Annotated in this window: 30 protein-coding genes and 4 pseudogenes; 16 read left to right on the forward strand and 18 right to left on the reverse strand. The window is 60.7% G+C overall.

Features of this window, described 5'->3' with window-relative positions:
• Positions 1-106: 106 nt before the first annotated feature.
• The 4 genes from ACZ1HN_RS09525 to ACZ1HN_RS09540 all read right to left on the reverse strand — a co-directional run bounded on the left by ACZ1HN_RS09525 (position 107) and on the right by ACZ1HN_RS09540 (position 2,911).
• Positions 107-745: a DUF1826 domain-containing protein gene (locus tag ACZ1HN_RS09525; RefSeq protein WP_472727314.1), complete on the reverse strand. Its 639-nt coding sequence runs from the start codon at positions 743-745 to the stop codon at positions 107-109.
• Positions 742-1,953 (reverse strand): GTP-binding protein, encoded by a 1,212-nt coding sequence (locus ACZ1HN_RS09530; protein WP_472727315.1) that lies wholly within the window; start codon positions 1,951-1,953, stop codon positions 742-744. The genes ACZ1HN_RS09525 and ACZ1HN_RS09530 overlap by 4 nt, the downstream gene beginning before the upstream one ends.
• A gap of 230 nt (positions 1,954-2,183) precedes the next feature.
• Complete coding sequence (locus ACZ1HN_RS09535) at positions 2,184-2,618, reverse strand: MarR family transcriptional regulator (protein ID WP_472727316.1); 435 nt, start codon at positions 2,616-2,618, stop codon at positions 2,184-2,186.
• Entirely contained in the window at positions 2,618-2,911 is a 294-nt protein-coding gene (locus tag ACZ1HN_RS09540) for a putative quinol monooxygenase (RefSeq protein WP_472727317.1), read from the reverse strand. The genes ACZ1HN_RS09535 and ACZ1HN_RS09540 overlap by 1 nt, the downstream gene beginning before the upstream one ends.
• Before the next feature lie 162 nt (positions 2,912-3,073).
• Between ACZ1HN_RS09540 and ACZ1HN_RS09545 the strand changes: the two genes are divergently transcribed.
• Positions 3,074-3,619, forward strand: coding sequence for a P-loop NTPase family protein (locus ACZ1HN_RS09545; protein ID WP_472727318.1), 546 nt, complete (start codon positions 3,074-3,076; stop codon positions 3,617-3,619).
• Between the two features lie 4 nt (positions 3,620-3,623).
• Positions 3,624-4,472 (forward strand): DMT family transporter, encoded by an 849-nt coding sequence (locus tag ACZ1HN_RS09550; protein WP_472727319.1) that lies wholly within the window; start codon positions 3,624-3,626, stop codon positions 4,470-4,472.
• On the opposite strand, the gene ACZ1HN_RS09555 is transcribed toward ACZ1HN_RS09550, so the two are convergent.
• Positions 4,438-4,890: an NUDIX domain-containing protein gene (locus ACZ1HN_RS09555; RefSeq protein WP_299772867.1), complete on the reverse strand. Its 453-nt coding sequence runs from the start codon at positions 4,888-4,890 to the stop codon at positions 4,438-4,440. The genes ACZ1HN_RS09550 and ACZ1HN_RS09555 overlap by 35 nt on opposite strands.
• A 71-nt stretch (positions 4,891-4,961) precedes the next feature.
• On the opposite strand from ACZ1HN_RS09555, the gene ACZ1HN_RS09560 reads away from it, so the two are divergent.
• Both ACZ1HN_RS09560 and ACZ1HN_RS09565 read left to right on the forward strand, forming a co-directional pair.
• Positions 4,962-5,732 (forward strand): alpha/beta hydrolase, encoded by a 771-nt coding sequence (locus tag ACZ1HN_RS09560; RefSeq protein ID WP_472727320.1) that lies wholly within the window; start codon positions 4,962-4,964, stop codon positions 5,730-5,732.
• On the forward strand, positions 5,716-6,864 hold the full coding sequence (locus ACZ1HN_RS09565) for an alpha-D-ribose 1-methylphosphonate 5-triphosphate diphosphatase (protein WP_472727321.1): 1,149 nt from the start codon (positions 5,716-5,718) through the stop codon (positions 6,862-6,864). Before ACZ1HN_RS09560 ends, ACZ1HN_RS09565 begins: the two co-directional genes overlap by 17 nt.
• On the opposite strand, the gene ACZ1HN_RS09570 is transcribed toward ACZ1HN_RS09565, so the two are convergent.
• Both ACZ1HN_RS09570 and purE read right to left on the reverse strand, forming a co-directional pair.
• Positions 6,861-7,928, reverse strand: coding sequence for a 5-(carboxyamino)imidazole ribonucleotide synthase (locus tag ACZ1HN_RS09570; RefSeq protein ID WP_472727322.1), 1,068 nt, complete (start codon positions 7,926-7,928; stop codon positions 6,861-6,863). The genes ACZ1HN_RS09565 and ACZ1HN_RS09570 overlap by 4 nt on opposite strands.
• Positions 7,921-8,415: a 5-(carboxyamino)imidazole ribonucleotide mutase gene (gene purE / locus ACZ1HN_RS09575; protein WP_472727323.1), complete on the reverse strand. Its 495-nt coding sequence runs from the start codon at positions 8,413-8,415 to the stop codon at positions 7,921-7,923. Before purE ends, ACZ1HN_RS09570 begins: the two co-directional genes overlap by 8 nt.
• A 136-nt stretch (positions 8,416-8,551) precedes the next feature.
• Here purE and ACZ1HN_RS09580 point away from each other — a divergent pair, with 136 nt between their 5' ends.
• The gene (locus ACZ1HN_RS09580) at positions 8,552-8,911 is read left to right on the forward strand and encodes a hypothetical protein (RefSeq protein ID WP_472727324.1); all 360 of its coding nucleotides are present in this window, start codon (positions 8,552-8,554) and stop codon (positions 8,909-8,911) included.
• Positions 8,912-8,914: 3 nt separating this feature from the next.
• On the opposite strand, the gene ACZ1HN_RS09585 is transcribed toward ACZ1HN_RS09580, so the two are convergent.
• Positions 8,915-9,139: a YdcH family protein gene (locus ACZ1HN_RS09585; protein ID WP_299210241.1), complete on the reverse strand. Its 225-nt coding sequence runs from the start codon at positions 9,137-9,139 to the stop codon at positions 8,915-8,917.
• A 156-nt stretch (positions 9,140-9,295) separates the two neighbouring features.
• Here ACZ1HN_RS09585 and ACZ1HN_RS09590 point away from each other — a divergent pair.
• Positions 9,296-9,708: pseudogene (locus tag ACZ1HN_RS09590) on the forward strand (Hsp20 family protein).
• Positions 9,709-9,711: 3 nt separating this feature from the next.
• Positions 9,712-9,936 (forward strand): DUF1150 family protein, encoded by a 225-nt coding sequence (locus ACZ1HN_RS09595; protein WP_299210236.1) that lies wholly within the window; start codon positions 9,712-9,714, stop codon positions 9,934-9,936.
• A gap of 198 nt (positions 9,937-10,134) precedes the next feature.
• Here the strand turns inward: ACZ1HN_RS09595 and ACZ1HN_RS09600 are convergent, their stop codons facing one another.
• Positions 10,135-10,584, reverse strand: coding sequence for a MarR family winged helix-turn-helix transcriptional regulator (locus ACZ1HN_RS09600; protein WP_472727325.1), 450 nt, complete (start codon positions 10,582-10,584; stop codon positions 10,135-10,137).
• A 63-nt stretch (positions 10,585-10,647) separates the two neighbouring features.
• On the opposite strand from ACZ1HN_RS09600, the gene ACZ1HN_RS09605 reads away from it, so the two are divergent.
• The 3 genes and pseudogenes from ACZ1HN_RS09605 to ACZ1HN_RS09615 all read left to right on the forward strand — a co-directional run bounded on the left by ACZ1HN_RS09605 (position 10,648) and on the right by ACZ1HN_RS09615 (position 12,108).
• A complete protein-coding gene (locus tag ACZ1HN_RS09605) occupies positions 10,648-10,839 on the forward strand; it encodes a hypothetical protein (protein WP_472727326.1) in 192 nt (63 codons plus the stop codon).
• 9 nt (positions 10,840-10,848) lie between these two features.
• Positions 10,849-11,511: pseudogene (locus ACZ1HN_RS09610) on the forward strand (multicopper oxidase domain-containing protein); the annotation flags it as partial.
• Positions 11,503-12,108, forward strand: coding sequence for a multicopper oxidase domain-containing protein (locus tag ACZ1HN_RS09615; RefSeq protein WP_472729302.1), 606 nt, complete (start codon positions 11,503-11,505; stop codon positions 12,106-12,108). The pseudogene ACZ1HN_RS09610 and the gene ACZ1HN_RS09615, both read left to right, overlap by 9 nt.
• 92 nt (positions 12,109-12,200) lie before the next feature.
• Here ACZ1HN_RS09615 and ACZ1HN_RS09620 read toward each other — a convergent pair whose 3' ends face one another.
• Positions 12,201-13,625, reverse strand: a complete 1,425-nt coding sequence (locus ACZ1HN_RS09620) for an MFS transporter (protein WP_472727327.1) — start codon at positions 13,623-13,625, stop codon at positions 12,201-12,203.
• 113 nt (positions 13,626-13,738) lie between these two features.
• On the opposite strand from ACZ1HN_RS09620, the gene ACZ1HN_RS09625 reads away from it, so the two are divergent.
• On the forward strand, positions 13,739-14,152 hold the full coding sequence (locus ACZ1HN_RS09625; RefSeq protein ID WP_472727328.1) for an RrF2 family transcriptional regulator: 414 nt from the start codon (positions 13,739-13,741) through the stop codon (positions 14,150-14,152).
• 117 nt (positions 14,153-14,269) lie between these two features.
• On the forward strand, positions 14,270-15,139 hold the full coding sequence (locus ACZ1HN_RS09630) for a PhzF family phenazine biosynthesis protein (protein WP_472727329.1): 870 nt from the start codon (positions 14,270-14,272) through the stop codon (positions 15,137-15,139).
• 248 nt (positions 15,140-15,387) lie between these two features.
• On the opposite strand, the gene ACZ1HN_RS09635 is transcribed toward ACZ1HN_RS09630, so the two are convergent.
• Both ACZ1HN_RS09635 and ACZ1HN_RS09640 read right to left on the reverse strand, forming a co-directional pair.
• Positions 15,388-17,463 (reverse strand): bifunctional sulfate adenylyltransferase/adenylylsulfate kinase, encoded by a 2,076-nt coding sequence (locus ACZ1HN_RS09635; RefSeq protein WP_472727330.1) that lies wholly within the window; start codon positions 17,461-17,463, stop codon positions 15,388-15,390.
• Between the two features lie 135 nt (positions 17,464-17,598).
• A complete protein-coding gene (locus ACZ1HN_RS09640) occupies positions 17,599-19,287 on the reverse strand; it encodes an adenylate/guanylate cyclase domain-containing protein (protein ID WP_299705476.1) in 1,689 nt (562 codons plus the stop codon).
• Between ACZ1HN_RS09640 and ACZ1HN_RS09645 the strand changes: the two genes are divergently transcribed.
• Together ACZ1HN_RS09645 and ACZ1HN_RS09650 are read left to right on the forward strand one after the other, a co-directional pair.
• Entirely contained in the window at positions 19,286-19,429 is a 144-nt protein-coding gene (locus tag ACZ1HN_RS09645) for a hypothetical protein (RefSeq protein ID WP_472727331.1), read from the forward strand. The genes ACZ1HN_RS09640 and ACZ1HN_RS09645 overlap by 2 nt on opposite strands.
• Positions 19,426-19,794 carry a YunG family protein gene (locus ACZ1HN_RS09650; protein WP_472727332.1) on the forward strand — a complete coding sequence of 123 codons (369 nt, stop codon included), beginning with the start codon at positions 19,426-19,428 and terminating at the stop codon, positions 19,792-19,794. The genes ACZ1HN_RS09645 and ACZ1HN_RS09650 overlap by 4 nt, the downstream gene beginning before the upstream one ends.
• A gap of 9 nt (positions 19,795-19,803) precedes the next feature.
• On the opposite strand, the gene trxB is transcribed toward ACZ1HN_RS09650, so the two are convergent.
• A complete protein-coding gene (trxB, locus tag ACZ1HN_RS09655) occupies positions 19,804-20,772 on the reverse strand; it encodes a thioredoxin-disulfide reductase (RefSeq protein ID WP_472727333.1) in 969 nt (322 codons plus the stop codon).
• A 188-nt stretch (positions 20,773-20,960) separates the two neighbouring features.
• Between trxB and ACZ1HN_RS09660 the strand changes: the two are divergent.
• A pseudogene (locus ACZ1HN_RS09660) lies at positions 20,961-21,462 on the forward strand (Lrp/AsnC family transcriptional regulator).
• Between the two features lie 21 nt (positions 21,463-21,483).
• On the opposite strand, the gene ACZ1HN_RS09665 reads toward ACZ1HN_RS09660, so the two are convergent.
• The 5 genes and pseudogenes from ACZ1HN_RS09665 to lgt all read right to left on the reverse strand — a co-directional run bounded on the left by ACZ1HN_RS09665 (position 21,484) and on the right by lgt (position 25,539).
• Positions 21,484-22,173, reverse strand: coding sequence for a Hint domain-containing protein (locus tag ACZ1HN_RS09665; RefSeq protein WP_472727334.1), 690 nt, complete (start codon positions 22,171-22,173; stop codon positions 21,484-21,486).
• 284 nt (positions 22,174-22,457) lie between these two features.
• Entirely contained in the window at positions 22,458-22,598 is a 141-nt protein-coding gene (locus tag ACZ1HN_RS09670; protein WP_299604270.1) for a hypothetical protein, read from the reverse strand.
• Positions 22,599-22,833: 235 nt separating this feature from the next.
• Entirely contained in the window at positions 22,834-23,589 is a 756-nt protein-coding gene (gene pgeF, locus ACZ1HN_RS09675) for a peptidoglycan editing factor PgeF (protein WP_472727335.1), read from the reverse strand.
• Positions 23,586-24,647, reverse strand: a complete 1,062-nt coding sequence (locus tag ACZ1HN_RS09680; RefSeq protein ID WP_472727336.1) for a class I SAM-dependent methyltransferase — start codon at positions 24,645-24,647, stop codon at positions 23,586-23,588. Before ACZ1HN_RS09680 ends, pgeF begins: the two co-directional genes overlap by 4 nt.
• Positions 24,644-25,539 (reverse strand): annotated as a pseudogene (gene lgt / locus ACZ1HN_RS09685) (prolipoprotein diacylglyceryl transferase). Before lgt ends, ACZ1HN_RS09680 begins: the two are co-directional and overlap by 4 nt.
• Positions 25,540-25,635: 96 nt before the next feature.
• Between lgt and ACZ1HN_RS09690 the strand changes: the two are divergent.
• A complete protein-coding gene (locus ACZ1HN_RS09690; protein ID WP_189369483.1) occupies positions 25,636-25,875 on the forward strand; it encodes an accessory factor UbiK family protein in 240 nt (79 codons plus the stop codon).
• Positions 25,876-26,087 lie beyond the last annotated feature (212 nt).

Raw genomic sequence — 26,087 nt, forward strand, 5'->3', positions numbered from 1 at the left:
CCGCTGAAATTGAGAGAGGCCGTCCAACAGGGCGGCCTCTTTTTTCTGTATTGTTGGCTCAGCGTTCAATGCGGACAATCAACTGCATGATTGGCAGAGGTTGCGCTCACTCCTCACCGTCCGGCTCAGATATGGGGTCCAGCACAAGCACGAGACGGGTTTCGCCAGTGCCCTCGATCGGGGGCGAGCGATGCAACAGGCCGGACGACGGCTGGGCGGCGGGCCAAAGTGTTCCGCGCAGCAGGATCGGAGCGCCCGTTGGGACAGTAAACACGCGTCCCGGCGCGTTCCCACGGGGCGACACGCCGTACTGTGTTCCGGTGCCACGATAGGTGCAGACCAATCGCGCGGTTACGGCGTCGATGTGGAACTTGCGGCAGGCGTTGGTCGTCACCACATCCAGACGCAGCCGCAGTAAAGCGGCAGACATCAGGTCCGCAAACGTGTCGGCGAGCAAGCTGATATCTGCCTGCAGCCAGTCCCGTTCGGGTCCAGACGGCAAACCGGACATGTCGAACAGATGCCCGACCGTCTCAGCGACTGCGCTGGTCGGCAGCATGACACGACCGCGCGGCAGAACGTCCGGGTCAAGTGCGTTTAGCCAGCCTTGAACACTCGGTGGGATTTGCCGACGCCATATCGCGGCCGCGCACCCCGGTTTCAGGAATGTATCGAGCGATTCTGGATCATCCGCGATCCCCACGCCTATGGCGGCATCCTTGATCACGTCTCGCACGAAATTCATGCCGCATCCTCCACCCGTTTCCAGATCGGGAATGGATCGGGGTAGTCTGGCAAGTCATCAGGCTCCTTGGCAGCAACAGCCGGGACAAGGCACGTGTCCAATCGCGCCTTCAGGGTCTGCCAATCGATACCTGCACCAATGAATACGATCTCTTGGCGGCGGTCGCCCCATGGTTCCTGCCAATGCGCCTCCATATACGCGCGGGCGCTGTCATGCGTCGGGCGTCGCTTCTCTGGAACCGAGGCCCACCAAGTGCCCAAGGGTTGGACGCTGGACAGCGCTCCGGCCAGAGAAAACTCAGCCACCCAATCGGGGCGCGTGGATATCCAGAAATGCCCCTTGGCCCGGATCACGCCCGGCAGATCGCTGTTTAGAACCTCAAGAATACGCTCCGGAACAAATGGGAGCCGGGCCCGATACACGTAAGAGGCCACGCCATATTCTTCCGTCTCTGGAACGTGGTCGGCAAATCCATACAGCTCCTTGGCCCACATGGGATGTTCGTGCGCCTTCTCGAAGTCGAAGCGACCGGTATCGAGAATTTTCTGTGCGTCGACCGCAGATTGGTTGGTTTCGATGATTTCGGCATCGGCATTGAGGCTGCGGATAATCTTTCGGGCGGCATCGACCTTTTCTGAACCTGCGTCGGCGACCTTGTTCAGGATGACCACGTCGGCGAACTCGATCTGGTCAGTCAGAAGGTGGACGAGGGTGCGTTCATCTTCCTCTCCCATGGTCTCGCCCCGGTCGCGCAGGAAGTCATGCGATGCAAAATCGTTCAACAGGTTCACCGCATCAACGACCGTCACCATCGTATCAAGCCGCGCAACGTCCGAGAGGCTGTCGCCAGCCTCATCCGTGAAGTCGAACGTTGCAGCCACAGGCAATGGTTCGGAAATACCTGTGGATTCGATCAACAGGTAGTCGAAACGCCCTTCGGCAGCCAGACGGCGCACTTCGTCCAACAGGTCGTCGCGCAAAGTGCAGCAGATGCAGCCATTCGACATCTCGACCAGAGTTTCGTCCGTCCGGCTGAGTTCCGTGTCCGCGCGCACGAGGTCTGCATCGATATTCACCTCGGACATGTCATTCACGATCACCGCGACCCGGCGACCGTCGCGATTGTTAAGGACACGGTTCAGCAGCGTGGTCTTTCCCGCGCCAAGAAAGCCTGAGAGCACCGTGACCGGAAGACGGGTATCTGACATGCATCACTCCTTTGCTTGATATACAAGTTACGTAACTTATTGAGTTGCGAATTTAATGCAACAGTAAGAGTTACGTTTTGTGCCGACAAAGAAACACATGAATGGGCGAAGCAATCGCCCGCTGATTGCACCTCGGATTCAAGAGTGGAGGCATCGCTCCGGCAAGATGTGCAAGCGAACCTGTTTCGCTTTGACCACACGGGCGGGGGGATCACTTGGCCCTTGAACGCTCATACTTCGGACTTGTGCAAAAGGGCGAAGTAACCGGGCAGGACACCGGCAAAAACCCCGTGACCCTTTTCTGTCAGGCTCAGTTGCTTTTGGCGTTGGTCGGCAGGTTGCTTGGTGGCGGGGGCAAGTAACCCCTTGTCCATCAGGCTTCCAATCGCCTTGCTCAGCACCGGCTTTGACACATCCAGCCGTTTGGCAATTTCAGCCGCCGACAGGCTGTCGCGATCAGGTTCCCGCACGATCATCATCAACGACAGAAACTGCGTTTGTGAAAGGGTGTGGGTGCGCAGGAACGCCTCAATGTCGCGCAGCAGGATACTTGCTTGGCGCAGACGCTCCAGCACGGTCAGCACGTGTGCTGCGTCAACGTTGGGGACGTCCGCCGTCACGCCTGCAATCATTTCAGTGCTGGGCAGCTCTTTCAGAAAGAACATCAGGCGTGCCGCCGCATCCGCACGATTTCAACCGGTTCTGCCAGCCAGTCCTCATAGGTGGCAAAGACACGTTTTATATAGTCCATGTCATAATGCGCATCGAGCGCGGCGTCGTCCGCCCAATGCTCCACAAGATAGAGTGCGCCTGTGTCCTCCACTCCCACATTCAACTCAAACCGGTGGCACCCCGGCTCGGCGCGGGTGGCCGACAGAATACCCTCGATTGCCGCTAGGGCGTCTGATTTATGCTCGGGTTTCGGACGAATGGTAGCGAACACGCTGAGCTCGGTCATGGCAGATTCTCCAAATGGTTAGCATGATAACTATATGGAGCTATGCTGAGCAGACACAAGAGCTGCTGGCGGGTCGGCCCGGACATGCATCTGCCGGTGCTCAGGCTCCAATCGCGGCGCGTCCTATTGCACCTGTTCCCACCTTGCGCCACGGTCCGACACATGCAGCGTGTAATGATCATCGGGCAGCCCGGATCCGGCAAATCGACCCTGGCGCGGCATCTGGGGGACAAGACGTTTCTCCCCGTCATCCATATCGACCACATCCACTGGAAACCCGGATGGGTCGAGCGTGACAGGGCCGAGAAGACGCGGATGACACTCGACGCCATTGAACAGCCCAAGTGGATTTTCGAAGGCGGACACACCGCAACATGGCCCGAGCGGCTGGCCCGTGCCGATACGCTGATCTGGCTCGACCTGCCTGTCGGACTGCGCCTGCGTCGCGTGCTGTGGCGGTCCCTGCGGTATTTCGGTCAAAGCCGACCGGACTTGCCCGAAGGGTGCCCGGAACAGCTGGATTGGGACTTCCTGTCCTTCATTTGGCGGACGCGCAACAGCGCCCGCGAAAGGGCACGTGCTCTCTATGAAAACGCGCCTCGGGAAAAGACCAAGTATCACTTCACGTCCCGCACCCAGGTCCACAACTTTCTGTCAGACCTTGAAACGGCACTTGCCATCGGCAACCTCGGCATTCCACACCGCTGATACCATGCGCCTGATCCTTTTGACCTGCCTCACCATGATTGCCTTCGCCGCCAATTCGGTCCTGAACCGTATGGCGGTCGACATCGGTGCCATTGACCCGTCCAGCTTTGCGATGATCCGCATTTTGGCGGGGGCCGTTGCCCTTTGCATGATCCTCACGGTGCGCGGCGGTGGCCTTCCACTGCTACAACGCGGACGACTTGTCGGGGCCACAAGCCTCGCTGCATACATGATCGGGTTTTCGCTGGCCTATGTGACGCTGGATGCGGGCCTTGGGGCGCTGATCCTGTTCGGCACGGTGCAGGTCAGCATGTTCGGCTGGTCGGCCATGCGTGGGGCGCGACCCACGGTGCGGCAGGTTGCGGGGGCAGGCATTGCCTTTGCCGGGCTGTTGATCGCCCTCTGGCCGACGGATGGGGCAGGCGGAGACATCGCCGGTGCCCTCTTGATGGTCATCGCGGGACTTGGCTGGGCCGCGTACACCCTTGCGGGCAAAGGGGCGCAGGACCCGCTGTCCGCGACAGCGGCCAACTTTGTTGTCGCCACACCACTGCTGGCAGTCTTGTTGCTTGGAACGGGCTTGCACGCCGCGCCATCTGGCATTGCGCTTGCCATCCTGTCGGGGGCCGTCACGTCGGGGCTTGGCTACGCCTTGTGGTATTCGGTGCTGCCACAGCTTCAGGGTCAGACAGCGGCGGTGGTGCAGCTGAGCGTGCCCATCATCGCAATCGCAGCTGGTGCCTTGCTTTTGGGCGAAGCCCTGTCGCTCACGCTTGCGCTTTCCGCAGCCCTGGTCATTGGCGGCATCGCAATTGCAATCACCGCATCAGCGGCTCAATCGGGTCGTAACTGACACCTGCGCCGCCAAAGGCAACAGCCCCAAGGCTGTCGGGCTTGTGCGGCACCTGCGACAGTTCCTCTGCCGTCAGCCAACGCCGCTCGGTAACAACCGCTTCGGCATCGTGCCAAACCTCCGGGCGCAGCGTCCCCGGAACAATGGTGCAGCGAAAGAACACCTCGACCTGATGAAACTGGCTGGGCGGATCATGGTATTCATTGACCAGACACGGCGCGCCAACTTCGACCGTCAGCCCGGTTTCTTCATGGACCTCACGCGCCAGGTTGTCCGGCAAGCTGCTGCCAACCTCGACCCCGCCTCCGGGGGCACACATCAAGGCGCTCTTGGCCGTATGCCATGCGTTGACCATCAACAAGCGGTCATCCTCAACGATAACGGCGCGCACGGCAATGCGGGGGGATTTCGGGCGCATGGGTAAAACCTTTCCAAGGGCGACGACGCGTAATCATTCCATAAGCGGGCGCGTGGGGCTATCTCAAGGGTATGAGATGGATTGCCGCCCTCGTTCTGGCCCTCTTGGCGACCGGCGCCCGCGCCGACTGCGTGGTGCTGTTGCATGGCCTCGCGCGGACCGAGGCATCGCTTCTGGTGCTGCAACAGGCGCTGCTCACGGATGGCTACCGCGTTGTACGCCCGGGCTATCCGTCCACCAACGAAACGGTTGAGACGCTGGCGCGTGACGTTGTGCCCCGTGCCCTCGAAAGCTGCGGTGCCGAAATGGTGCATTTCGTCACGCACTCCATGGGGGGCATTCTTGTGCGCTATTGGTTTGCCAACCATGGCGTGCCCGCCAATCTGGGCCGTGTGGTGATGCTGGCCCCGCCCAACCGTGGCAGCGAAGTGGTGGATGAACTTGGTGACCTTGAGGCTTTCGGCTGGTTCAACGGCCCCGCAGGCCGGCAACTTGGCACGGGTGATGACAGCCTGCCGCGCAGCTTGCCCGCCGTCACGTACCCGGTGGGCATTATCGCTGGGGAACAATCCCTTAATCCGTATTTCTCGTCGCTCCTGCCGGGGCGGGATGATGGCAAGGTGTCGGTGCTGGCCACCCCGGTGGCGGGTATGGCCGATCACATCGTGCTGCCTGTCACCCACACCTTCATGATGAACAACCCGAATGTCATCGCGCAGGTGCTGACCTTTCTTGACAATGGCGCCTTTGACCGCGAACTCCGCTGGATCGATGCCGTGCTGGAACAGTTGGGATGTCCGGACGGCGATTGCCTGCAAGGAAGCGATGATGCTGAAGATTGATCTGGTTGGTGGTGCCGTTCTGCTGCCCTCCGGACTGGAAACCGCCCGCCTGTCGATGGCCGATGGTGTTGTGGTCGATGCACCCGTGGGCCGGTCCGTCGACCTAGGCGGTTACCGCATCCTGCCCGGAATCATCGACGTACATGGCGACGGGTTCGAACGGCACATGGCCCCGCGCCGCGGCGCGATGAAGCAGATGAACGAAGGGATTGTCGCGGCCGAGGCCGAGATTGCGGCCAATGGTATCACCACTGCCGTTATGGCACAGTTCATCAGCTGGGAAGGCGGGCTGCGCAGCCTCGACTTTGCCGATCAGGTGTTCAACGCCATGATCGCCACGCGCGGTGACGTTGTAACAGACCTGCGCCCGCAATTGCGGTTCGAAACTCATATGCTCGACCTCTATGCGGACATGCCGCAGCGGATTGCGGATTGGCAGGTGGGCTATGTTGTCTTCAACGACCACTTGCCGCATGACCGCTTGGCCGAGGGACGCAAACCGCCGCGCCTGACGGGGCAGGCGCTCAAGGCGGGGCGGAACCCGGATGTCCATTTCCAGATGCTGTTGGACCTGAATGCGCGCGGGGATGAGGTGCCCGAGGCGCTTGATGCGCTGTGCGTGCAGCTTCGGCAGCAAGGTGTGCAAATCGGTAGTCACGACGACACTACCGGTGGTCAGCGCGCCGCATGGCGCGCGCGTGGGGCCACCGTTGCCGAGTTCCCTGAAACAGCAGAGGCGGCAGAGGCCGCACACACGGCAGGCGACCTCGTCGTGCTGGGATCACCCAATGTCGTCCGGGGCGGGTCGCACAAGGGTAACGCCTCCGCTCTGGACCTGATCACCATGGGGCTTTGTGACGCGATCGCATCCGACTACCACTACCCATCGCCGCGCCGCGCCGCGCTGATGCTGGCCAAAACTGGGTTGATGGATTTGGCCGGAGCCTGGGCGCTTGTGTCATCCGGCCCGGCAAAAGTGCTGGGACTCACGGATCGCGGCACGCTTTCACCGGGCAAACGGGCGGATATCGTGATCCTGGATGAAACGGACCGGGTGGCCGCCACACTCTCGGGCGGGCGGGTCAGCTACATGTCCGGTGATATCGCGCAACGCTTCGTGGCAGCGGCCTAGCCGACCACCCGGTTCACATGGCCCATCTTGCGGCCCGGACGGGCCTCGGCCTTGCCATAAAGATGCACGGCGGTGCCCGCCTCGGCGGCCAATGCCGGAACCCGGTCGACATCATCTCCGATCAGGTTTTCCATCACAACATCCGAATGACGCTGACCATTACCCAGCGGCCAGCCCGCAATGGCGCGGATATGCTGCTCGAACTGGTCCACAACGCACCCATTCTGGGTCCAGTGCCCGGAATTGTGTACACGCGGCGCAATCTCGTTCACGATCAGGCCTTTAGGCGTCACAAACAACTCAACGCCTAGCACGCCAACATAGTCCAGAGCATTCAGGATGTTGGCAGCGAGCAAGACCGCGTCCGTGCGCTGGCTGGCGCTCAGGCGGGCAGGGACGGTGGTGGTGTGCAGGATACCATCCTTGTGCACGTTTTCGCCGGGATCGAAGCAGGCAACAGCCCCATCTAGCCCACGGGCCGCGATGACGGACACCTCGTGGCTGAAATCGACAAAGCCTTCCAGGATCGCGGGCGCGCCCTTCATCTCGGCAAGCGCTGCCTCGGCCCCCGCTGCATCCATGATGCGGGCCTGTCCCTTGCCATCATAGCCAAAGCGACGGGTCTTCAGGATCGCCGGTGTGCCAATATCAGCGAGCGCGGCGGTAAGGGCGTCTATGTCCGACACATCCGCAAAAGGCGCAGTCTTCAGCCCCAGACCGGTCAGGAAGTCCTTTTCGACCAAACGATCCTGGCTCACCCGCAGCGCTTCGCGGCCCGGACGGATGGGTACGTGATCCTCAAGGGCATCCAGCGTCAGCGTGGGGATGTTCTCGAATTCATAAGTTACAGCGTCAACCGTCGTGGCAAAGGCGTAAAGGGCGTCGTTGTCTTCGTAAGGCGCTGTTGTCACCATATGTGCGACATCACCCGCGGGTGGTTGCGCGGATGGGTCAAAGATATGCGTGCGAAAGCCCAGACGGCTCGCGGCGACAGACAGCATACGGCCCAACTGGCCGCCGCCCAGAATTCCAATGGTCGATCCCGGCGCCAGTGGCTCAGTCATCGCTTGGCACCTCTGGTATTGAGGCGGACAGGGCGTCGCGCCACGCCTCCAGCCGCTCGGCCAAGGCCGGGTCCGACACGGCCAGAATGCCAGCCGCCATCAATCCTGCATTGGCCGCGCCTGCTGCCCCAATCGCCATAGTTGCCACGGGAAAGCCGCGGGGCATCTGCAGAATGGAATACAGGCTATCAACCCCGCTCAGCGCCTTAGTTTGAACCGGCACACCAATCACAGGCACGCGCGTCTTTGACGCAATCATGCCCGGTAAATGGGCCGCACCGCCAGCACCTGCAATGATGACCTTCAGTCCCCGGTCCACAGCCGTCTTGCCGTAATCCCACAGCCGATCCGGCGTGCGGTGGGCGGACACGATGCGCGCCTCGTACGGCACCTCAAGCGCGTCCAGCATCTCGGCAGCCTCGCGCATGGTGGGCCAATCCGACTGGCTGCCCATGATGATGCCAACGGGGGGAGGGGTGTCTGTCATCTCAAATCGCCCTGCGGTCAGAAAGCGCGCACTATAGCCAGATCGCGGCGCGGGGCAATGGCGGCACAGCGGGTTTCATTTGACACGATGCTGCACTGCGGCAAGGCTGGCAGCATTGAGACAAGGAGATTGCAAAATGATGACCCCATTTGACGTCTGGGCCCCCATGTTCCGCGCCCCTTTTTCGGGCGATGTGACGCAAGAAATCGTGCCGCGCGTCTTTTCCCCTGATATCGCAGGCAGCGCCGAGATTGAGGCCAGGATCCAGACAGACGTGGCCAGCTACGGCACGCAACTGGGCAAGGTGCTCGAAGCATTGCAGACCCTCGCGGCGGCAACCAAGACGGACCTGCCCGAGATCGACGCACTGGTGGCCCAGATCGAAGGCGTAAAGGATCAAAGCAAGGACACGATCCGCGCGGATGCTGAACGTGCCCTGGCACGGCTCAAGGCGGTGGACAAGGATGGCTGGCGTACCCTCACGCGCAGTGAATAGGGATCAGGCGATGATATCAGGGGTCAAGCGATCCTCGATGATCGCGATCTGGTCCTTCAGCCTAAGCTTTTTCTTCTTCAGGCGCTGGATGGTCAGCTGATCGCCCGTGGCCTTTTCCTGCAATGCATGAATGGCTTCGTCCAAATCACGATGCTCGCGTTTGAACACTTCCAGTTCAACGCGCAATACCTCGTCGGTCTTCATCGAGATATCAGAAGGAGCATTCATGATGCGATTCCAAGCAATTGCGGAGCCTTTAATATAATCACAACCCTGCGATGCGCCTAGACCTTGTTCCCAACATGGTTTCTGCCCATATTTATACCATCCGCTGCCGCATCAGGGGCGGATACAGACTGTCGCTTGACCAAAAGGACGTGTCGCATGACGAAGATGACCCTTGCCTCGTACCCACATATGTTGGGATCTCGAGCAACTTGAACGGCTGCTGGAACGCACAGCCAAAAGCTCCGAGGGCTACCCTCCGTTCAATATCGAACAGACATCAGACTATTCCTACCGCATCACGCTTGCCGTGGCCGGCTTTGCGGAAATTGACCTGTCGATCACCGTGGAAGATCGTCAGCTTGTGATCCGGGGCCGTCAGGCCGAAGAGACCGAAGAACGCGCTTTTCTGCACCGTGGCATCGCCGCGCGACAATTCCAGCGCAGTTCTCGTCCTCGCCGACGGTGTCGAAGTGGGCGAAGCCATCATGGAAAACGGTCTGCTACACGTCGATCTCACCCGGTCAAAGCCCGAAACAATCGTCCAGACGATCAACATCAGGAAAGGATAAGTCATGAACACGCCTTATGATTTGAACGCCGATGTGGGCCGGATGGTCTATGTAAAGGCCATCGATGTGGATGCCCTGCCGCAAGAGGTGCAGGAGCAGGCCGAAGGGCTGGACCAGCTCTTTGCCGTGCACGATGCCGAAGGGCAGCAACTGGCCCTTGTGGCTGACCGCAAACTGGCCTTCGCGCTGGCGCGTCAGCACGACTACGCACCCCAACCACTACATTGATACACTGAGCCGTCTGGCCGCTTGCGATAGCGAAAAGGACGTCGTCTTTCTACGCTTTGCGTGGGCTTCGCTTTGATGACCAAGGCAACCCGGCTCAATCCGCTTGTGATCGCTGGGTAGGCCAGCGATCACATTTGAACGGGCAATCAAGTGCGCTGCATCCGGCTACGAAGGGTATTCGGAATGCCGCTGCCCCTCTCAGGGAGACGTTTTGGATAACAGTTCGACAAGACACTGCCGCATGACCTCTCGCCCGTCTTCTCCAAGCACGTCCGCGATCTCTTCCTCTATGCCTCGGATTTGATACGCTGCGATCGTACGCCACCGTTGCCCCTTGTCGGTGATTGAAACGACCTTGTCCCGCTTGCTGCCGGGAACCGGGTCAACGGACAGCATGTCCTGTGCCACAAGGCGATCAACAGCCTGCTGCGCCGCTTGGCGTGAAAACCCCATTTCCCGGTGTATGTCTGACAGTTTGATCGTGCGTCCGCGAAGCTGTGTAAACACTCGAATGTCTGCCGGGCGAACAGTCACGAATTCCGTCTCGGCCCGCGCCTCGTCCATCCGCTGGTTCCATTGCGCAAGCAGCGTCATCATCAGACCCTTGATGTTTTGCCCGAGAAAGTTGTTATCCGTTTTATCAACCATGGTTGATGAAATGCTCTCTGATACCCATTCATCAACCATAGTTGATAAGGGTTGGAGACTCCAATGGACAGACGTGCTTTTCACAGAACGGCAGCTGCGGGCGCGTTTGTGGCAAGCGATAGTCCGGCATGGGCCCAATCGGTGCGACGTCTTCCCGTGATCTCGTTGACTAACCTGACCGATGGCATCAATGACCGCATCCCCCTTGCCTTGGGCCCCGGTACCCACGATTTCGGCACCGGTACGGCCAGCTAGACCTTTGGCATCAACAACAGCTATCTGGGTCCGGTCTTGCGGGTGCAACAGGGGCAAACACTGCCCTTCGATGTGCGCAACGGCATCAACGAAGTCTCCACATTGCATTGGCATGGCCTGCACATTCCGGGCGACGTGGATGGCGGCCCGCATTAAGAGATCGAACCGGGTGCCACGTGGTCTCCCGACGTGCCCATCGTTCAAAGCGCGTCCATGAACTGGTTTCACTCTCACATGCACGGAAAGACCGCGCAGCAGACATACAAGGGTCTGGCAGGGGTAATGCTGATCGAAGATGACGCCAGCCTGTCAGCCGACTTGCCCAAGACCTACGGCGTCGATGACTTCACCTTGGTTCTTCAGGACAAGGCGTTCGATCCCGCCGGACAGATGACCTATGAACTGACCGGCCAAGTCTTCGAAGATGGGTTTGAGGGGGACACATTGGTGGTCAACGGGGCCATCGCGCCCGTTGCACAATCCGTGCCGACCGGGTTGGTACGCTTGCGCATCCTCAACGCCTGCACCGCCCGGTTTCTGGAGCTCTCGATGACAACCGGCCCCCTGACGGTCATCGCATCCGATGGCGGGTATCTTGCCTCTGCGGTCGAGGCGGAAAGCGTCCTGATGTCGCCTGGCGAACGCTACGAGGTGCTTGTCGATATGAAGTCAGTCGAAAGCAACGCCCTGAACGTCAGCCTGGACGGAGGTGGCGGTTTCCTGGCGAACCTGTTCGGCGGCAACCAGACGATTGCTGCGCTGACCCTGACTGCGAATGGAGACAAGGGGTTTTCCTGCACCATGCCAAACACTCTCGCAAACCTTTCGCCGCCTGATCGCTCCCAAGCCACCACGACCCGCTCATTCCAGCTTGAGATGGGCGGGGGCGCTGACCTCGCCGCGCTGGCGCTGGCCTGGGGCAATGTCTGCGGTGGCGGTGTGATGAGCATCAACGGACAACCGATGCGCATGGGCAGGATCGACGAACGGGTCCGCAAGGGCGATACCGAGATATGGAGGATCGCGGTGGACGACATGTTGCACCCGTTTCACATCCACGGATGCTCCTTCCGCATTCTCACCCAGAACGGCACGGAACCAGCGGCCCATGTACAAGGCTGGAAAGACATGGTTCATGTGGATGAAGGCTGGTCCGAAGTCTTGGTCAAGTTCGAGCACGACGCGCCAGAGGATGCCCCATACATGTATCACTGCCATATCCTCGAACATGAAGACTGCGGGATGATGGGGCAGTTTACCGTAACGTGACGGACCATTGCCGGCTGCATCTTGGCGAGTGGTCCTCTCCTAACCCGCGCGGCTGTCGCCAAGCATTCCCGGCGAGTGTCTGAGGGTCGGCGTCACCCTGTCACCTCATGTTGCCCCCGGCGCGCAGCAAGCAGGCAAAGCACCGTCGCAGCTGCAAAAACAACGGCTGGAAACAAAAGCGCCAGTGCCGCGGCGTCTGCCGTCGTGGACCCCAGCCGCCCCAGATACAGACCACCAACAATGGCGATACTAAGCGTGATCCCGATCTGCTGCCCGGTTTGAATGACGCCGGAGGCGGCGCCCGCAAACTCCTTGGGCGCAAGGGCCAGCGTGTTCGACATGAGAGAGACATTGCTCAGCCCCATGCCAAACCCGATCAGTGAAAGGGGCAACAGCAGGGATAGGACCCCGATGCCATCGCCAAAGGTCCAGAAGGCCAGGATGACCAGAACAACACCGCCGCAGGTCAAGGCCGATCCAAGGCAGGGCAGCGCCCATGGGTTTGCCGGTGCGATGCGCCCGGCAATCGCAGCCCCCATGGCCGCGAACACCGGATGCGCGACAAGGGCAACGGCAACCGCCCCGGGCGACAGTTGCGGACCCGCCTGCAACGCCAGAGCCAGAAGGAATGGAACCCCCGCGATGCCACAGAAAACCAACAGGATCATCGCGGCACCTTGCAAAAACGGGCGGGACAGCAACAACGCACCGGGCAATAACGGCTCGACACCGGAACGCACGTGATACAGTTGGTTTCGTGCCACATATGCCAAGATCAGCAAACTGAGCGGGGGAATGGCCACGATCCAAATGGGCCATCCAAACACCCTGCCTTGCACCGCTGCATAGACCAATCCGGTGACGGCCAACGCGACCAGCGCACCGTTCCGCACGTCAAGCCTCTTCAAGGTCCGGGTGGCGTCACGGGGCACATACACAGCGACCACAGCGGCTGACAGAACACAGGGTGTGAGTGCTGCCAGGAAAACCATGCGCCAGCCCAGACCAAAGGGATCGACGGTCAGGATCAGGCCGCCGACAATCGGGCCCGCGATGGCCCCCAGCGCGCTCACCATGCCGAAATACCCAACCGCACGCCGCCTTTGCTCGGGCGGCAAGATCACCTGGGTCAGGGCAAGGACCTGGGGCATCATGGTCGCCGCACCGATGCCCTGACAGGCGCGTGCAACGATCAGCGTTGCACTGTTTTGCGCGGTGCCCGCCCCAAGCCCGCCGATTGCAAATGCAAGAACGCCAATCAGAAAAAGGCGGCGGCGCCCCAGCACGTCGCCAAACCGCCCCAAAGGCAACAGCAACGCGGCAAAGGGCACCAGATAGGCCAGCAAGATCCACTGGGATTGCGTTCCCGTCGCACCAAGGTCCCGTGCAATGCTCGGCACCGCCAGGTTCACCACCGTTACGTCCAGCAGGGACACAAAGGCCGCAACCAAAAGGGCCCAGACGGCGATCCATTGGGCTTTCGGTGCAGGCTGGGGCAAGGTGTGAAGCAGTGACATTATCGCACTCCAATCTTGATTGATTCACGTGACTTTTAATGTCACATGATGGGTGCCGTCAATCTCTCGTGATAACAATTGTCACAAGATGTCAGTTCGGATATGTATGTCCCATGAGAACAGACAATCGGCTTCCCAGGGTGCTGCACATACTGCTGCATCTGGACGAGATAGATGAGCCAGTGACATCGGAACGCATGGGCGAGATGTTCGGAATGGATGCGTCATTGGTGCGCCGCACCATGGGGGGATTGCGCAAGCATGGCCTCGTGACATCGACCAAGGGGCACGGCGGTGGCTGGCACCTGCAACGCCCCTTGTCTGAAATCAGTCTTATGGATGTCTACATCGCGCTTGGCTCACCAAGTGTGTTTGCCATCGGCGCACCGGAACCTTTGTCGCCCTGTCTGCTGGAACATGCCGCAAGCGACGCAACTCGGGCAGCGATGGGCGCGGCCAGACAGGTGTTCGAAAAAGAGCTTGGCCGCGTGTCCGTTTCCGATCTTGCCCGGAATGCCCAGATTTGAATTGCACAACGTCCGTCCCGCACGGTCTGCGCCAACCACGCCTTCGACTTGACCTTGTCTCCAAGCAATGCGCTGTTCGAGCGGTGACAGTGCGGCGCGATGGGAAAGGGACATGGCATGAGTTTTGATGTCGATTGGGTGGACGCATTCACCGATCGGGCCTTTGGTGGCAATGGCTGCGCCGTGGTGCATGGCGGCGCTGGGCTGGACGACGCGACGTGCATGGCCTTTGTGCGCGAAACCTCTTTGGTGGAATGTACGTTCACCGGCCCGTCCGATGTGGCCGACATCCGCATCCGCTATTTCCTCGCCAGCCGTGAAATCCCCTTTGCCGGCCACCCAACGGTGGCCACAGTCGCGGCGCTGCGTCACCGCAATCTGATCACGGATGGCGCCCTGACCCTCGAAACCAACGCCGGGATTGTCCCGGTCGAAGTGGACGGTATGTCCATTCGCATGACTCAGGTTGCGCCGACATTTGGCGCGCATCCCGATCCGGCGCTGGTAGCGGCGGTGGGTGGCCTAACTGCGGACGCGATCATTCATCCGCCCCGCGTTGTGTCAACCGGACTGCCCTTCACGATCACGGTGCTCAAGGATCGCGCAACGCTTGAGCGTGCGACGTTCAACATGGACGCCTTTCAAACCTATCTCGGCGCGTTGGGTGTGCACGGCACGGACGTGATGGAACCGTTCTGGTGTACGCTTGAAGGCGCGACCAAGGCGGGGGACACCTTTGCCCGATTGCTGATGGCACCACCCAGCCCGGCAGAGGACCCCTTCACCGGTTCTGCCACTGGCGCAATGGCCGCCTATCTCTGGTCCGAAGGGTTGATCGACAGCCCGGACTTCACTGCTGAACAAGGGCACGGTTTGGGCCGTCCCGGACAGGCGCGCGTGGCCATAGAGGGTGCCCGTGACGCCATCACCGGGGTGGTCGTGGAAGGGCAGGCGCATATCCTGATGAGCGGTCAACTGCACCTATAGTGCAAGCCGGTAAGGCGCATCCTGATGCGCCGCCCGCCGTCATCGGGCAGTGTGCCATTTGCGTGGTTAACATCCGAAAACCGCACCGCGCGCCGCGCAAGCATCTGATATTCTTGCTGGAACACAGATTGCTGAACATCGCCTGATTGCGCCGCACAGGCTGTCCCCGCGGGGACAAAACGAAAAAGGCGCACCAGAATGGTGCGCCTTAAGTCTTAAAGTAAGGCGGAGGTGCCCTCCGCCCCGCCTTACTCGGCGGCGATCAACCCCATGCTTTCCAGCTTCAGCAAAACCTGGTGGGCGCAGTTGTCCACGTCCACATTCTCGGTCTCGACGCTCAGCTCGGGGCTTTGTGGCACGTCATAAGGGTCGGAGATGCCGGTGAATTCCTTGATCTTGCCTTCCCGCGCCAGCTTGTACAGACCCTTGCGGTCGCGGCGCTCGCATTCCTCGATCGAGGTGGCGACGTGCACTTCGACAAAGGCGCCGAACTCTTCGATATCCTCGCGCACGGCCCGACGGGTCGTCGCGTAGGGCGCAATAGGGGCACAGATCGCGATGCCACCGTTCTTGGTGATCTCGGACGCGACATAGCCGATGCGGCGGATGTTCAGATCGCGGTGCTCTTTCGAAAAGCCCAGTTCCGAGGACAGGTTCTTCCGCACGATGTCCCCATCCAGCAGGGTCACAGGACGGCCACCCATCTCCATCAGCTTGACCATCAGCGCGTTGGCAATGGTCGACTTGCCCGAGCCTGAGAAGCCCGTGAAGAACACGGTAAAGCCTTGCTGCGAACGCGGCGGCTTGGTGCGGCGCAACTCCTTGACCACTTCGGGGAAGCTGAACCATTCGGGGATCTCAAGACCCTCGGACAGACGGCGGCGCAGTTCGGTGCCCGAGATGTTCAGGATGGTGACATTGTCCTTGTCCGCAATCTCGTCATTGGGTTCGTACTGGGCGCGCTCCTGCACATAGACCATGTGTTTGAAGTCGACCATTTCGATGCCCATCTCCTCCTGATGATCGCGGAACAGGTCCTGCGCGTCATAGGGGCCATAGAAATCCTCACCGGCCGAGTTCTTGCCGGGACCTGCGTGGTCGCGACCAACGATGAAGTGGGTGCAGCCGTGGTTCTTGCGGATCAGGCCGTGCCAGACCGCCTCGCGCGGGCCGGCCATGCGCATGGCCAGGTTCAGCAAGCTCATCGACGTGGTGGCCTGCGGATACTTGTCGAGGACGGCCTCGTAGCAGCGCACGCGAGTAAAGTGATCGACATCACCGGGCTTGGTCAGACCCACAACGGGGTGGATCAACAGGTTGGCCTGCGCCTCCCGCGCGGCACGGAAGGTCAGTTCCTGGTGCGCGCGGTGCAGGGGGTTGCGGGTCTGGAAGGCCACGACCTTGCGCCAACCCATCTTGCGGAAATAGGCGCGCAGCTCATTCGGCGTGTCGCGACGTCCGCGGAAATCATAATGCACGGGCTGCTGAATGCCAGTGATCGGACCACCAAGATAGATCTCGCCCGCAGTGTTGTGCAGGTAGTTCACGGCTGGATGGGCGCTGTCATCGGCGCCAAAAACCTTCTCGGCCTCGTGGCTCTTGTTGGGGGTCCAGCGGTCAGTCACCGTCATGGTGGCGAGGATCACGCCTTCCTGGTCGCGCAGGGCGATGTCCTGACCGATTTCGAGGCTGCTCGCGAATTTGTCGTTTACATCCAACGTGATAGGCATCGGCCACAAGGCACCATCCGCGGTGCGCATGGTCTCCACAACGCCGTTGTAGTCCGCTTCCGACAGGAACCCCTTGAGCGGGTTGAAACCGCCATTCATCAGCAATTCCAGGTCGCAGATCTGGCGCGGGGTCAGATCCCAGCTTACCAAGTCGGCCGCTTCCATCTTCATCTTCTGGGCGCTGTCATAGGAGACATACAGCTCAGGGATCGGAGCAAGGTTGTTTTCCATCAATTTGGTCCTGTGTTTCAGGGGGTTTAACCCGGACGTGGTGCCGGTCAGTTCGGCGAAAAGTGCGTCGTATTCCGCGAACTTGCGGGCGAGGAATTGATCGGTGAGCCTGTTCTTTTCGGCGGCCCCCCGCGTGGTGAGCGCGTAGGAAAAGCGTTGCCGCTTGTCCGGGCCGTCCATGTCATTCACCTGAACAAAGCCCGCATCGGTGGCCTGTCGCAAAAGGGTGTTGAGGCGTCCAAGGGACACGCCAATCTCTTGCGCCATAGCGCGTTGGGTGACACCAGAGGCCTGATCCAGCTGCCGCAACAGGCGGAACAACTGGTCGTCGCTTTCCGGTGTTGATTTGGGTGCGGTTGACATCACATGCATTCGGTTGCGTTCACGGGTGAACACATTTCACAGAAAGTTTGTTCACGAAAGAACAAACTTTTGCAATGCGCGGATTTCCGCAGTTGTGGCAAATGCGTAACGGCTATGTGTGCCGCGTCAACAGTGTCAGGCAGGTGCGGCAATCCACAGCGCAAGGGCGCCGATATCGGTTGCATTGGCCAAGGGGACCGCCTCCAGCGGCGCCTCGCGCCCGCGCAGTGACAAGGACACCACGACATCCTTGGGCGCGTCCAGACCGGCGGCGTGCAACGTGTCCAGGGACACAAGCACTTGTGCGCCGCGCGCCTTCGTCTCGCTTTCCAATCGCGATGCAATGTTCACGGTGTCACCGATCAGCGTGCGGGGGGCGTGACCCGCAGCGCCAATTTCGCCCAGCACAACATTGCCCAGATGCACGCCGATCCCGATGGCCACCGGTGCGCTGCCTTCGCTGTCCAGTCTTTGATTGAAATCGGCGAGGGCTTTTCCAATACCCTCAACCGCCTGAATGGCGGAGCGGGCGGATATTTCGGCGGTGGCGCTTTCGAACACCGCCATCAACCCATCACCCATATACTTGTCCACCGTCCCGCCAGCGGCGTTGATCGGGGGGACAATCTCGTCAAAAAAGCGGTTCAGCAGATGCACAACGTCATAGGGCAATTGCCCATCCGTCCGGGCCGTGAACCCGCGCATGTCCAGAAACAGAACGGCCAGCTGCGCCTCTTTGCCCTGACTGGCATGGGCGCGCCCGCGTTTGCCATCGCGGTCAAAGACGCGGAACACCCGAACCGAGCTTGTTGGCCGCACTTGGCAGGCCAACCGCGCGTTGGGCGGCGCGTTCACAGCGATCAGGCTTTTTTGTTCGGCCTCTGACGGGGCAGGCAAGTCTTCCAGCCCTTCCTCGACAATCACGCGGCAGGTCGTACACCGACCCCGCCCACCACACAGAGCCGTATGGGTGACACCGCTGCTGCGGGAGGTTTCAAGAATGGTCTGACCACGCGGGGCCCGGACGCTGGGCCCGTCCACATAGTGGATGCGGATGGGGCGGGCGATGGCCGCGAGCCCGCGCCGCGCCAGAAAGGCGACAATGGCGAACCCCAGCACGGCCCAGACCGCCAGCGTCATGTTGTTGGCGGCGGCTGCCAGCGCCGCGAAGCCCTGTGCGTCGGGCCAGTTCCACGCCGCGTGCGCCACCTCTTCAGCGCGCGGATTGCTGAGCAATCCGGTGATTGTGCGGGCAAAGGTCATGTACCCAACCAGGGCCAGCGTCGGCAATATGACCGCGATGCCGATCAGCCATGGGATGGCCCGTTGCCACCAGGATGTCAGGCGCAGCCACATGTGCAGGCCGATCCAGCCATGGCCCCACGCCACCAGCAAAAGAACGGCTTGTGCCCAGCCATCCCCCGTCCCCCAGATCAGCCGGTTGACGTATCCAAACATCGTGGTGACGCCCAGCATCTCGTGTGCGGCGCGGGTGTATATCAGGTGATCCACCAACATGATGGGGATCAGCAGGCCCAAAAGGATTTGCACCCAGTCGGTTAGCGGCATGCGCAACGTCCGTGCCACAACGACTTTGCCCAGAGACAACAGCATATGGGCCAAGAAGGCCGACATAATCACTGCCGTGCCCACATCCGACCGGATCACCCAAAGGCGTGCGGCCTGAAACGTGTCAAAAGCCGTGGGCGAAATCAGGATCGTTGCAAGATTCAGGATGTGCAGGGTCAGATAGACCATCAGGATCAGACCGCTGACGATCCTGATCCTTGTTGCCAAACTGCCGCGCCAGATCGCGTGCGCCATGACTGCCCTTTGCTTGTTTTTGCTTCGGTACAGGGTGGCCGGGGCGATCCGTCTGGTCAAGGCGTCGAACGGTGATCGTGTTGCGTTCGTCATCGACGGCGATAGCATTGGCATTAATGAAGCGGAGAGCAGTGGCGCATGACCTTTGACGAACAAACGGTACGTTCTGCATTGCATGGGGCCTGGTCGCTCAAAACGGCAGTGCAATGGCAGGCGGACAATCCCGCCTTAGGTCAGTGCAATGTCACTGCGGCGGTCATCTGCGACATGTTCGGTGGAGAGGTGTTGCGCACGCGGTTGCCCGGTGTCTGGCACTACTACAATCGGATCAATGATGAGCGATATGATCTGACAGATAGCCAGTTCAAGGCACCGGGCGCGCTATTCGACGCTCCCGACGCTTACGCCGACGAGATATCGTCTGTCAGTGCTGCAATGACGGGTATCCCGCAACGGGAATACGACGCGTTGAAGCATGCCGTCGAGAAAGCACTGGATACGCCGTAGTGTATTTACCTACTCGGCTGCCATCTCCTCGGCGCCGCTTTCGGTTTCCGCGATGAACCGTTCGGCCTCAAGTGCCGCCTGGCAGCCCATGCCGGCGGATGTGATCGCCTGGCGGTATTGCCAGTCGGTGATATCACCCGCGGCAAACACACCGGGGATCGACGTTTCGGTGCTGTCGGGCTTGGTCACCACGTAGCCGCCCATATGGGTTTCTAGCGTGTCTTTGACCAACTCATTGGCCGGTGCGTGACCGATGGCGACAAAGACGCCCTTGGCGGGGATGTCCGTGATCTCGCCCGTCTTTACGTTCTTCACCTTCACGCCCTCGACCCCCAGCGGGCTGTCGGTGCCATAGACCTCTTCCAGTTGGTGGAACCAAAGGGGTTCGATCTTGGGGTTCTTGAACAGGCGGTCCTGCAGGATTTTCTCGGCGCGCAACTCGTCTCGGCGGTGGATCAGCGTGACCTTGGAGGCGAAGTTGGTCAGGAACAGCGCCTCTTCCACGGCGGTGTTGCCGCCTCCGATCACGACGATCTCTTGCCCGCGATAGAAGAAACCGTCGCAGGTGGCACAGGCGGATACGCCAAAGCCTTTGAATTTTTCTTCGGATGGCATGCCCAGCCATTTGGCACGGGCACCGGTGGCGAGGATGACGGGATCGGCCACGTATTCGGTGCCGCTGTCGGATTGGGCCACGAAGGGGCGTTTGGACCAGTCGACGGATGTAATGATGTCACCGATGATTTTGGTGCCCATCGCCTTGGCGTGTTCCTGCATGCGGATCATCAGGTCGGGGCCCTGAACCTCGGTGTCGCCGGGCCAGTTCTCGACTTCCGTTGTGGTGGTCAGCTGGCCGCCGGGCTCGATCCCCTGCACAAGGATCGGGTTCAGCATGGCGCGGCTGGCATAGACCCCCGCAGTGTATCCCGCAGGACCCGACCCGATGATCAGAACCTTTGTGCGCTTCGTCTCAGCCATTTTGACCCCCGTCTGGTGTTTGAAAGCCTGTCTGATATAGACGCCGGACGCGCGGGATTGAACCCTGGAAATGGGCAGCCGGGTTGCAGTGCACGCAATGCGTCATTTCGGAAAATTGCGCAATTGTGAAATATTATTGCGCGCGCCTGCGGGCGTGTTATAACAACCGCAAATTCATGGGGGCTTTGATGGCGAGCACGCGACTCGATCCGATTGACCGGAAAATTCTGGCAGAACTGCAGGCGGACGGTCGCATGACCAATGTGGAGCTTGCGAAGCGAGGTCGGCATCTCGGCGCCGCCCTGCCTGCGCCGGGTGCGGACGTTGGAGGAAAGCGGATACATCCGCGGCTACCATGCGGACGTGGACAGCCATGAGCTGGGGTTCGAGGTGCAGGTCTTTGCCAATGTGGGGCTGGCCAGCCAGGCCGAGGCGGACCTGAGCGCCTTCGAGGACAAGTGCCGCGCTTGGCCGCTGGTCCGCGAATGCCACATGCTGAACGGCGAGGTCGATTTCATCCTGAAATGCGTGGCGCCCGACCTGTCCAGCTTTCAAAGCTTTCTGACGGGCGAGTTGCTGACGACGCCGAACGTGGCTTCGGTCAAGACCTCGCTGGTGATCCGGCAGGCCAAGGATTCCCCCGGCGTGCCGTTCGACGTGTTGGAAGCGCGGTTGGCGAAATCCGCCTGATCGGCTCCGGCAGCCGCCGGGTCAGCTGCTGACGCTGTCCCGTTCCGGGGCACGCGGATGGGCCAGCGGCCCGAAATCTGTCACGCGTGAGATGTGGGGAAACATCGACAGGAACAAATCGCGTTGTGCATGTGTCACCTGCCGCGTGGCGTTCATGCCCGGATGGAATGTTTCGGCTGCGATTCCCCCGACATCCACAGCCGCGTGGCGCGTCAAGCAGATGTGGAACAGCCGAATGGGGGTTGGTGGAACGACCTCGATGACATTGACGTTGTCCACGAATTCCGACGCGGGCGTCAGCAGGGATTCGCCACCGGTTGTGCCGCGCAGATGCGCCGGCGTTTGCAGCAGTCGCGCGCCGGGACCCACGGTCAGGAATGAACTGGGGCGCTGCTGGCCAAAGCTGTCGGCCATGACCCGGATCAGCGGAATGCGACGCCCCATATCCGACGGCACAAAATTCGATGACCCGATCCATATGACCTGCGCCGGATCACCGGATGAAGTGTTCAGCCAATCGCCCGGCTGCAAATCCTCGATCGCAATGCCGCCGGCCGGGCTGGACAACACCACGCCACGTGCAAAGGCCGAGAAAGCGGATTCAAAAAGCGGCAGGGCCGGGGCCTTGAACGTGCCGATGCTGCGCGACCCGTCGGCGCGCAGTGCCGCAACCTCGAATGTGCGGAGTGGAGGATAGTCAGGCCGAGCCATGGGCGTCGCAAATCGTTCTTCAATTGCGCGCGGTGCGCGCAGGGCAGCAGGGAACGTCATATATGAAATGTAACCTCGCAGTACCAGTCACATCCGTATCGGCCCCCACCGACGACGACAGACGGAGCGCGTCCTTGTGTCAAGTTTATGAGGCTTAATTCTTAAAATTGCCGCAAATTGTCAAAGAATCGGGGCTATAAACTATGAACGGCGCACCAATGGCGCGCCGCTTAAGACATTGTTCACATGAAACGGGGCAGGTCTGCCACATTCCGATTCGCCACTCAGGCGGACTTGCGCAGCTCCAACGCGGCCTTGCGCTTTGCGACAAAAGCCGCGCGCCGTTTGCCACGTGCCCACGGCATTTGTGGTGCGTCTTGCTTGGCGGCGTCGGTCACCGATTTGATGAAGCGTGCGTTTGTCATGGTCTGTCCTCTGCTCAATGCTCTGGGTCTGTTGCCCGTTAAGAAACAGAATGACGGTGCAATCGGGCAGGTTTTGGGCCGACGGAAACAATTTTCAGAAAAATTCAAATACGTGGATGCACAATTGTGGCGTGTCAGGATCGCCTGTGTTTGTTGCCCGTTTGGCACTTGATTGGTCCCGATCTGGAAACAATTGGACAGCAGGGTGGCAAGGCCCGCCCGATTTGTGCCCCAATCACAGAACGATGGTGGAGATCAGACGCCCGTAGTCGGGGTCCTTCTGATGCACGGACCGCCGATAGGAATAGAACCTGTCAGGATCAAAATAGGTACAATGCCGGGTCCATTCAGCCGATGCGATCCCTGCTGCCCGCAGGCGCATCAGCCCGTATCCCGCAAGGTCGAAATGCATCCGATCACCATCCCCACCTGCAAAAAAGCGGGTGTTCTCCGGGTCCTCGTCCAGGAAGATGTCAAAAAATTCCGGACCAACCTCGTAGGCGCGTTGGCTGATCGTAGGGCCAATGACCGCATGGATGTTCTCGCGCGTGGCGCCAAGGGCGACCATGGCGTCGACTGTCGCCTCCATGATCCCGGCCTGCGCGCCTTTCCAGCCCGCATGTGCGGCACCGATGACCTGTGCCTCTGCATCTGCAAACAAAACGGGCTGGCAGTCCGCGGTCAGCACGGAGAGGGCCAGACCGGGCGTTGCTGTGACCAACCCATCCGCCTTGGGTTTTGGTTCAGGGGCTGTTGAGACCTGCACCGCATCGCCGGAATGAACCTGATGCACCCCGGCAAGCTTGTCTGATCCAACGCCCATCGCTTCGGCCACGCGCCTGCGGTTGATCGCTACGATTTCAGTTTGATCAGAACTGCCCGTCCCACAATTGAGACCTGCAAAGATGCCCGAGGATGCGCCCCCCTTGCGGGTGAAAAACCCGTGCCGGACAGGTATCAGGCTCTCGGCAGTCAGAATTTCCAACGTCATCGTTCCAGTCCGGGCGGTGGTGCAGCAGTGGTTGGGAAAAGTCCCAGAACCTTGAACAGGTTTCCCATTTCATCGGGATGCGTCAACCGTCGATGTGCCGCAATGTGAGCATCCAGTGCGGAACCGTCCAGTTTTGCGGCCAATGCCTGCGCGCGCGCCGTGATGCCCAGCCGTTCGAGGAACACGCCTTGAGGGGTGATCCGGGCACAGGAGGCAGGGGCGGCGGCCCGCGCCAGTGCTTCGAAATCCACGTGGGTCGTCAGATCGGCCTGGCCGGGATCTGCCAGCGGATCGACGGCTTTGTGGTCTTGCAGGGACTGTAACGTGTCACCCAGCGACCGCCAATCGCCATAGTCGATGATCAGCGCGGTCCCGCCATGTGTCTCGATCCGGGTGCCGATGGCCGATATGATCGGCGCGGCTGATGGGCAGATCTCGACCAGCTGGCCGTCCTCGGTGTCGTCCAGCCGATGCGCCAACATGGCTTGCGGCGCGGCGGGCGACAGGCCAAAGGACAGCGTGTTGTCGCTGAGCCCCACGCACCGTTCGCGCCAGCCCGTGCCATCGCGCTGAAATTGTCTTACCGGCAAAGCGTCGAAAAACTCGTTTGCGACCAGCCACAGCGGTGCGTCAGGCAGATGGTCGGCCCCCTCAACATAGGTGAAATCAAATCGGTCAAGGGTACGGCGCTGCACCTCCTGCAATGAAGGAGACGCCTCGATCAAGGTGACTCGTGCTGCCTCATGAAATCCGGGCACCCGCGCTGTCGCGCGTAGAATATCGGCCATCAGTGTTCCGCGTCCCGGACCCAATTCGGCCAGCGTGAACGGCGCAGGCGCCCCCTGGTTCAGCCAGCTTTGGGCCAGCGACAGGCCGATAAGCTCGCCAAACATCTGGCTGATCTCGGGCGCGGTGGTGAAGTCGCCCGCAGCCCCCAGCGGATCGCGGGTGGTGTAGTAGCCGTGCACCGGATGCAGCAACGCCTCGGCCATGTAGTCCGCGACAGTGATTGGCCCATGCGTCGCAATGCGCGCGATAAGGCCGTCCTTCAGGCTCATGCCGGTGCTGCAACCCGGCGGCGGGCGCGAGTGATCAGCCACAGGCCCAGAAGGATCATCGGCAGGGACAGAATCTGGCCCATAGTCAAACCATAGCCACCGATGTGCCAGGCAAGGCCCAACGGATTGCCATCGGAGATGAACTGCGCATCGGGTTGGCGCACGAATTCAACAAGGAAACGGCTGATGCCGTAGCCCGCCAGGAACACGCCCGTCAGCAGGCCCGGTTTCTTGAACCCATCCCGCCGCCACGCCATCCACAACAGGACAACCAGCAGGACAAACCCTTCCAGAAATGCCTCGTAGAGCTGCGACGGATGCCGCGCACAGGCCCCCACGATGTCAGGACAGTACTGCGCCGCCTGCCCGGGAAACACCACGCCCCAGGGCAACTCGGTCGGCCGTCCCCACAGCTCGGCATTGATAAAATTCGCCATCCGACCCAAAAGCAGACCGGGCGGCGTGCCAATCGCGACCGCATCGGCGGTGGTCAGCAGGGGCAGCCTGTGGCGGCGGGTATACAGCCAGAAGGCCAGGATCACGCCCAACATACCGCCATGAAAGGACATCCCGCCCTCCCAAATCGCGATGATGGACAGCGGATCGTCCAGATACGACCCCGGCTGGTAGAACAGCACATAGCCCAGGCGCCCACCCAACAGGACGCCCAGAATGATCCAGGTCAGCATGTCCTCGGTCTGGCCGGGGCTCAGGGGGGTGTCTGGTTCGGCCACAAGCGCGGGGCCTTCAGCGCCATCACCACCAGCCGCCAGCCGATGATGATGCCCACGATATAGGCCAGCGCATACCAGCGCAGGGCCAGTTCCATGCCGAAAAGCGAGATCGAGAAGATCTCGGGCGAGATGTCGGGGAAGGGGAGTGCGCCTGTCATCTGCGTCTCAATGCCTCTGCTTGGGGGGCAGGTCAACCTTGCCTCGCCCCGTGTCTGTGCCCATATAGGCAGCAGGTTTCAAAGGAACACGACATCATGCAAGCACGCGGCAAGATTTTCGACGACATCTCGCAATTGATGACCAACGCGATGGGCGTGGCCCAAGGCGCGAAAGACGAGGCCGAGACGGCGATGAAATCCATGATGGACCGCTGGCTGGCGGATCGTGATTTCGTCACGCGCGAAGAGTTCGACGCCGTGCGCGCGATGGCACAGAAGGCGCGGGAAGAGAACGAAGCGCTGAAGGCCCGGATCGAGGCGCTTGAAGGGAAATAAGTCTTCCCTATGTCCGACATAGCGAAAGCCCGGCCCTTGCCGGGCTTTTTTTGTTGCCGCGTGGTGCATGACCCCGCGTGTTCCCTTTGGATACCCGCTGGCAGACTCTCGCTGGCATCTACGGCCGGGGTGGTTGCACGCGCCACACGCTGGGCAAAGGGCAATACCGTGATAAGCTGGCCAAGAGTTGTGCGATCAACAGCGTCAGAAGT

The organism is Tateyamaria sp. GN1-10, from assembly GCF_055693845.1.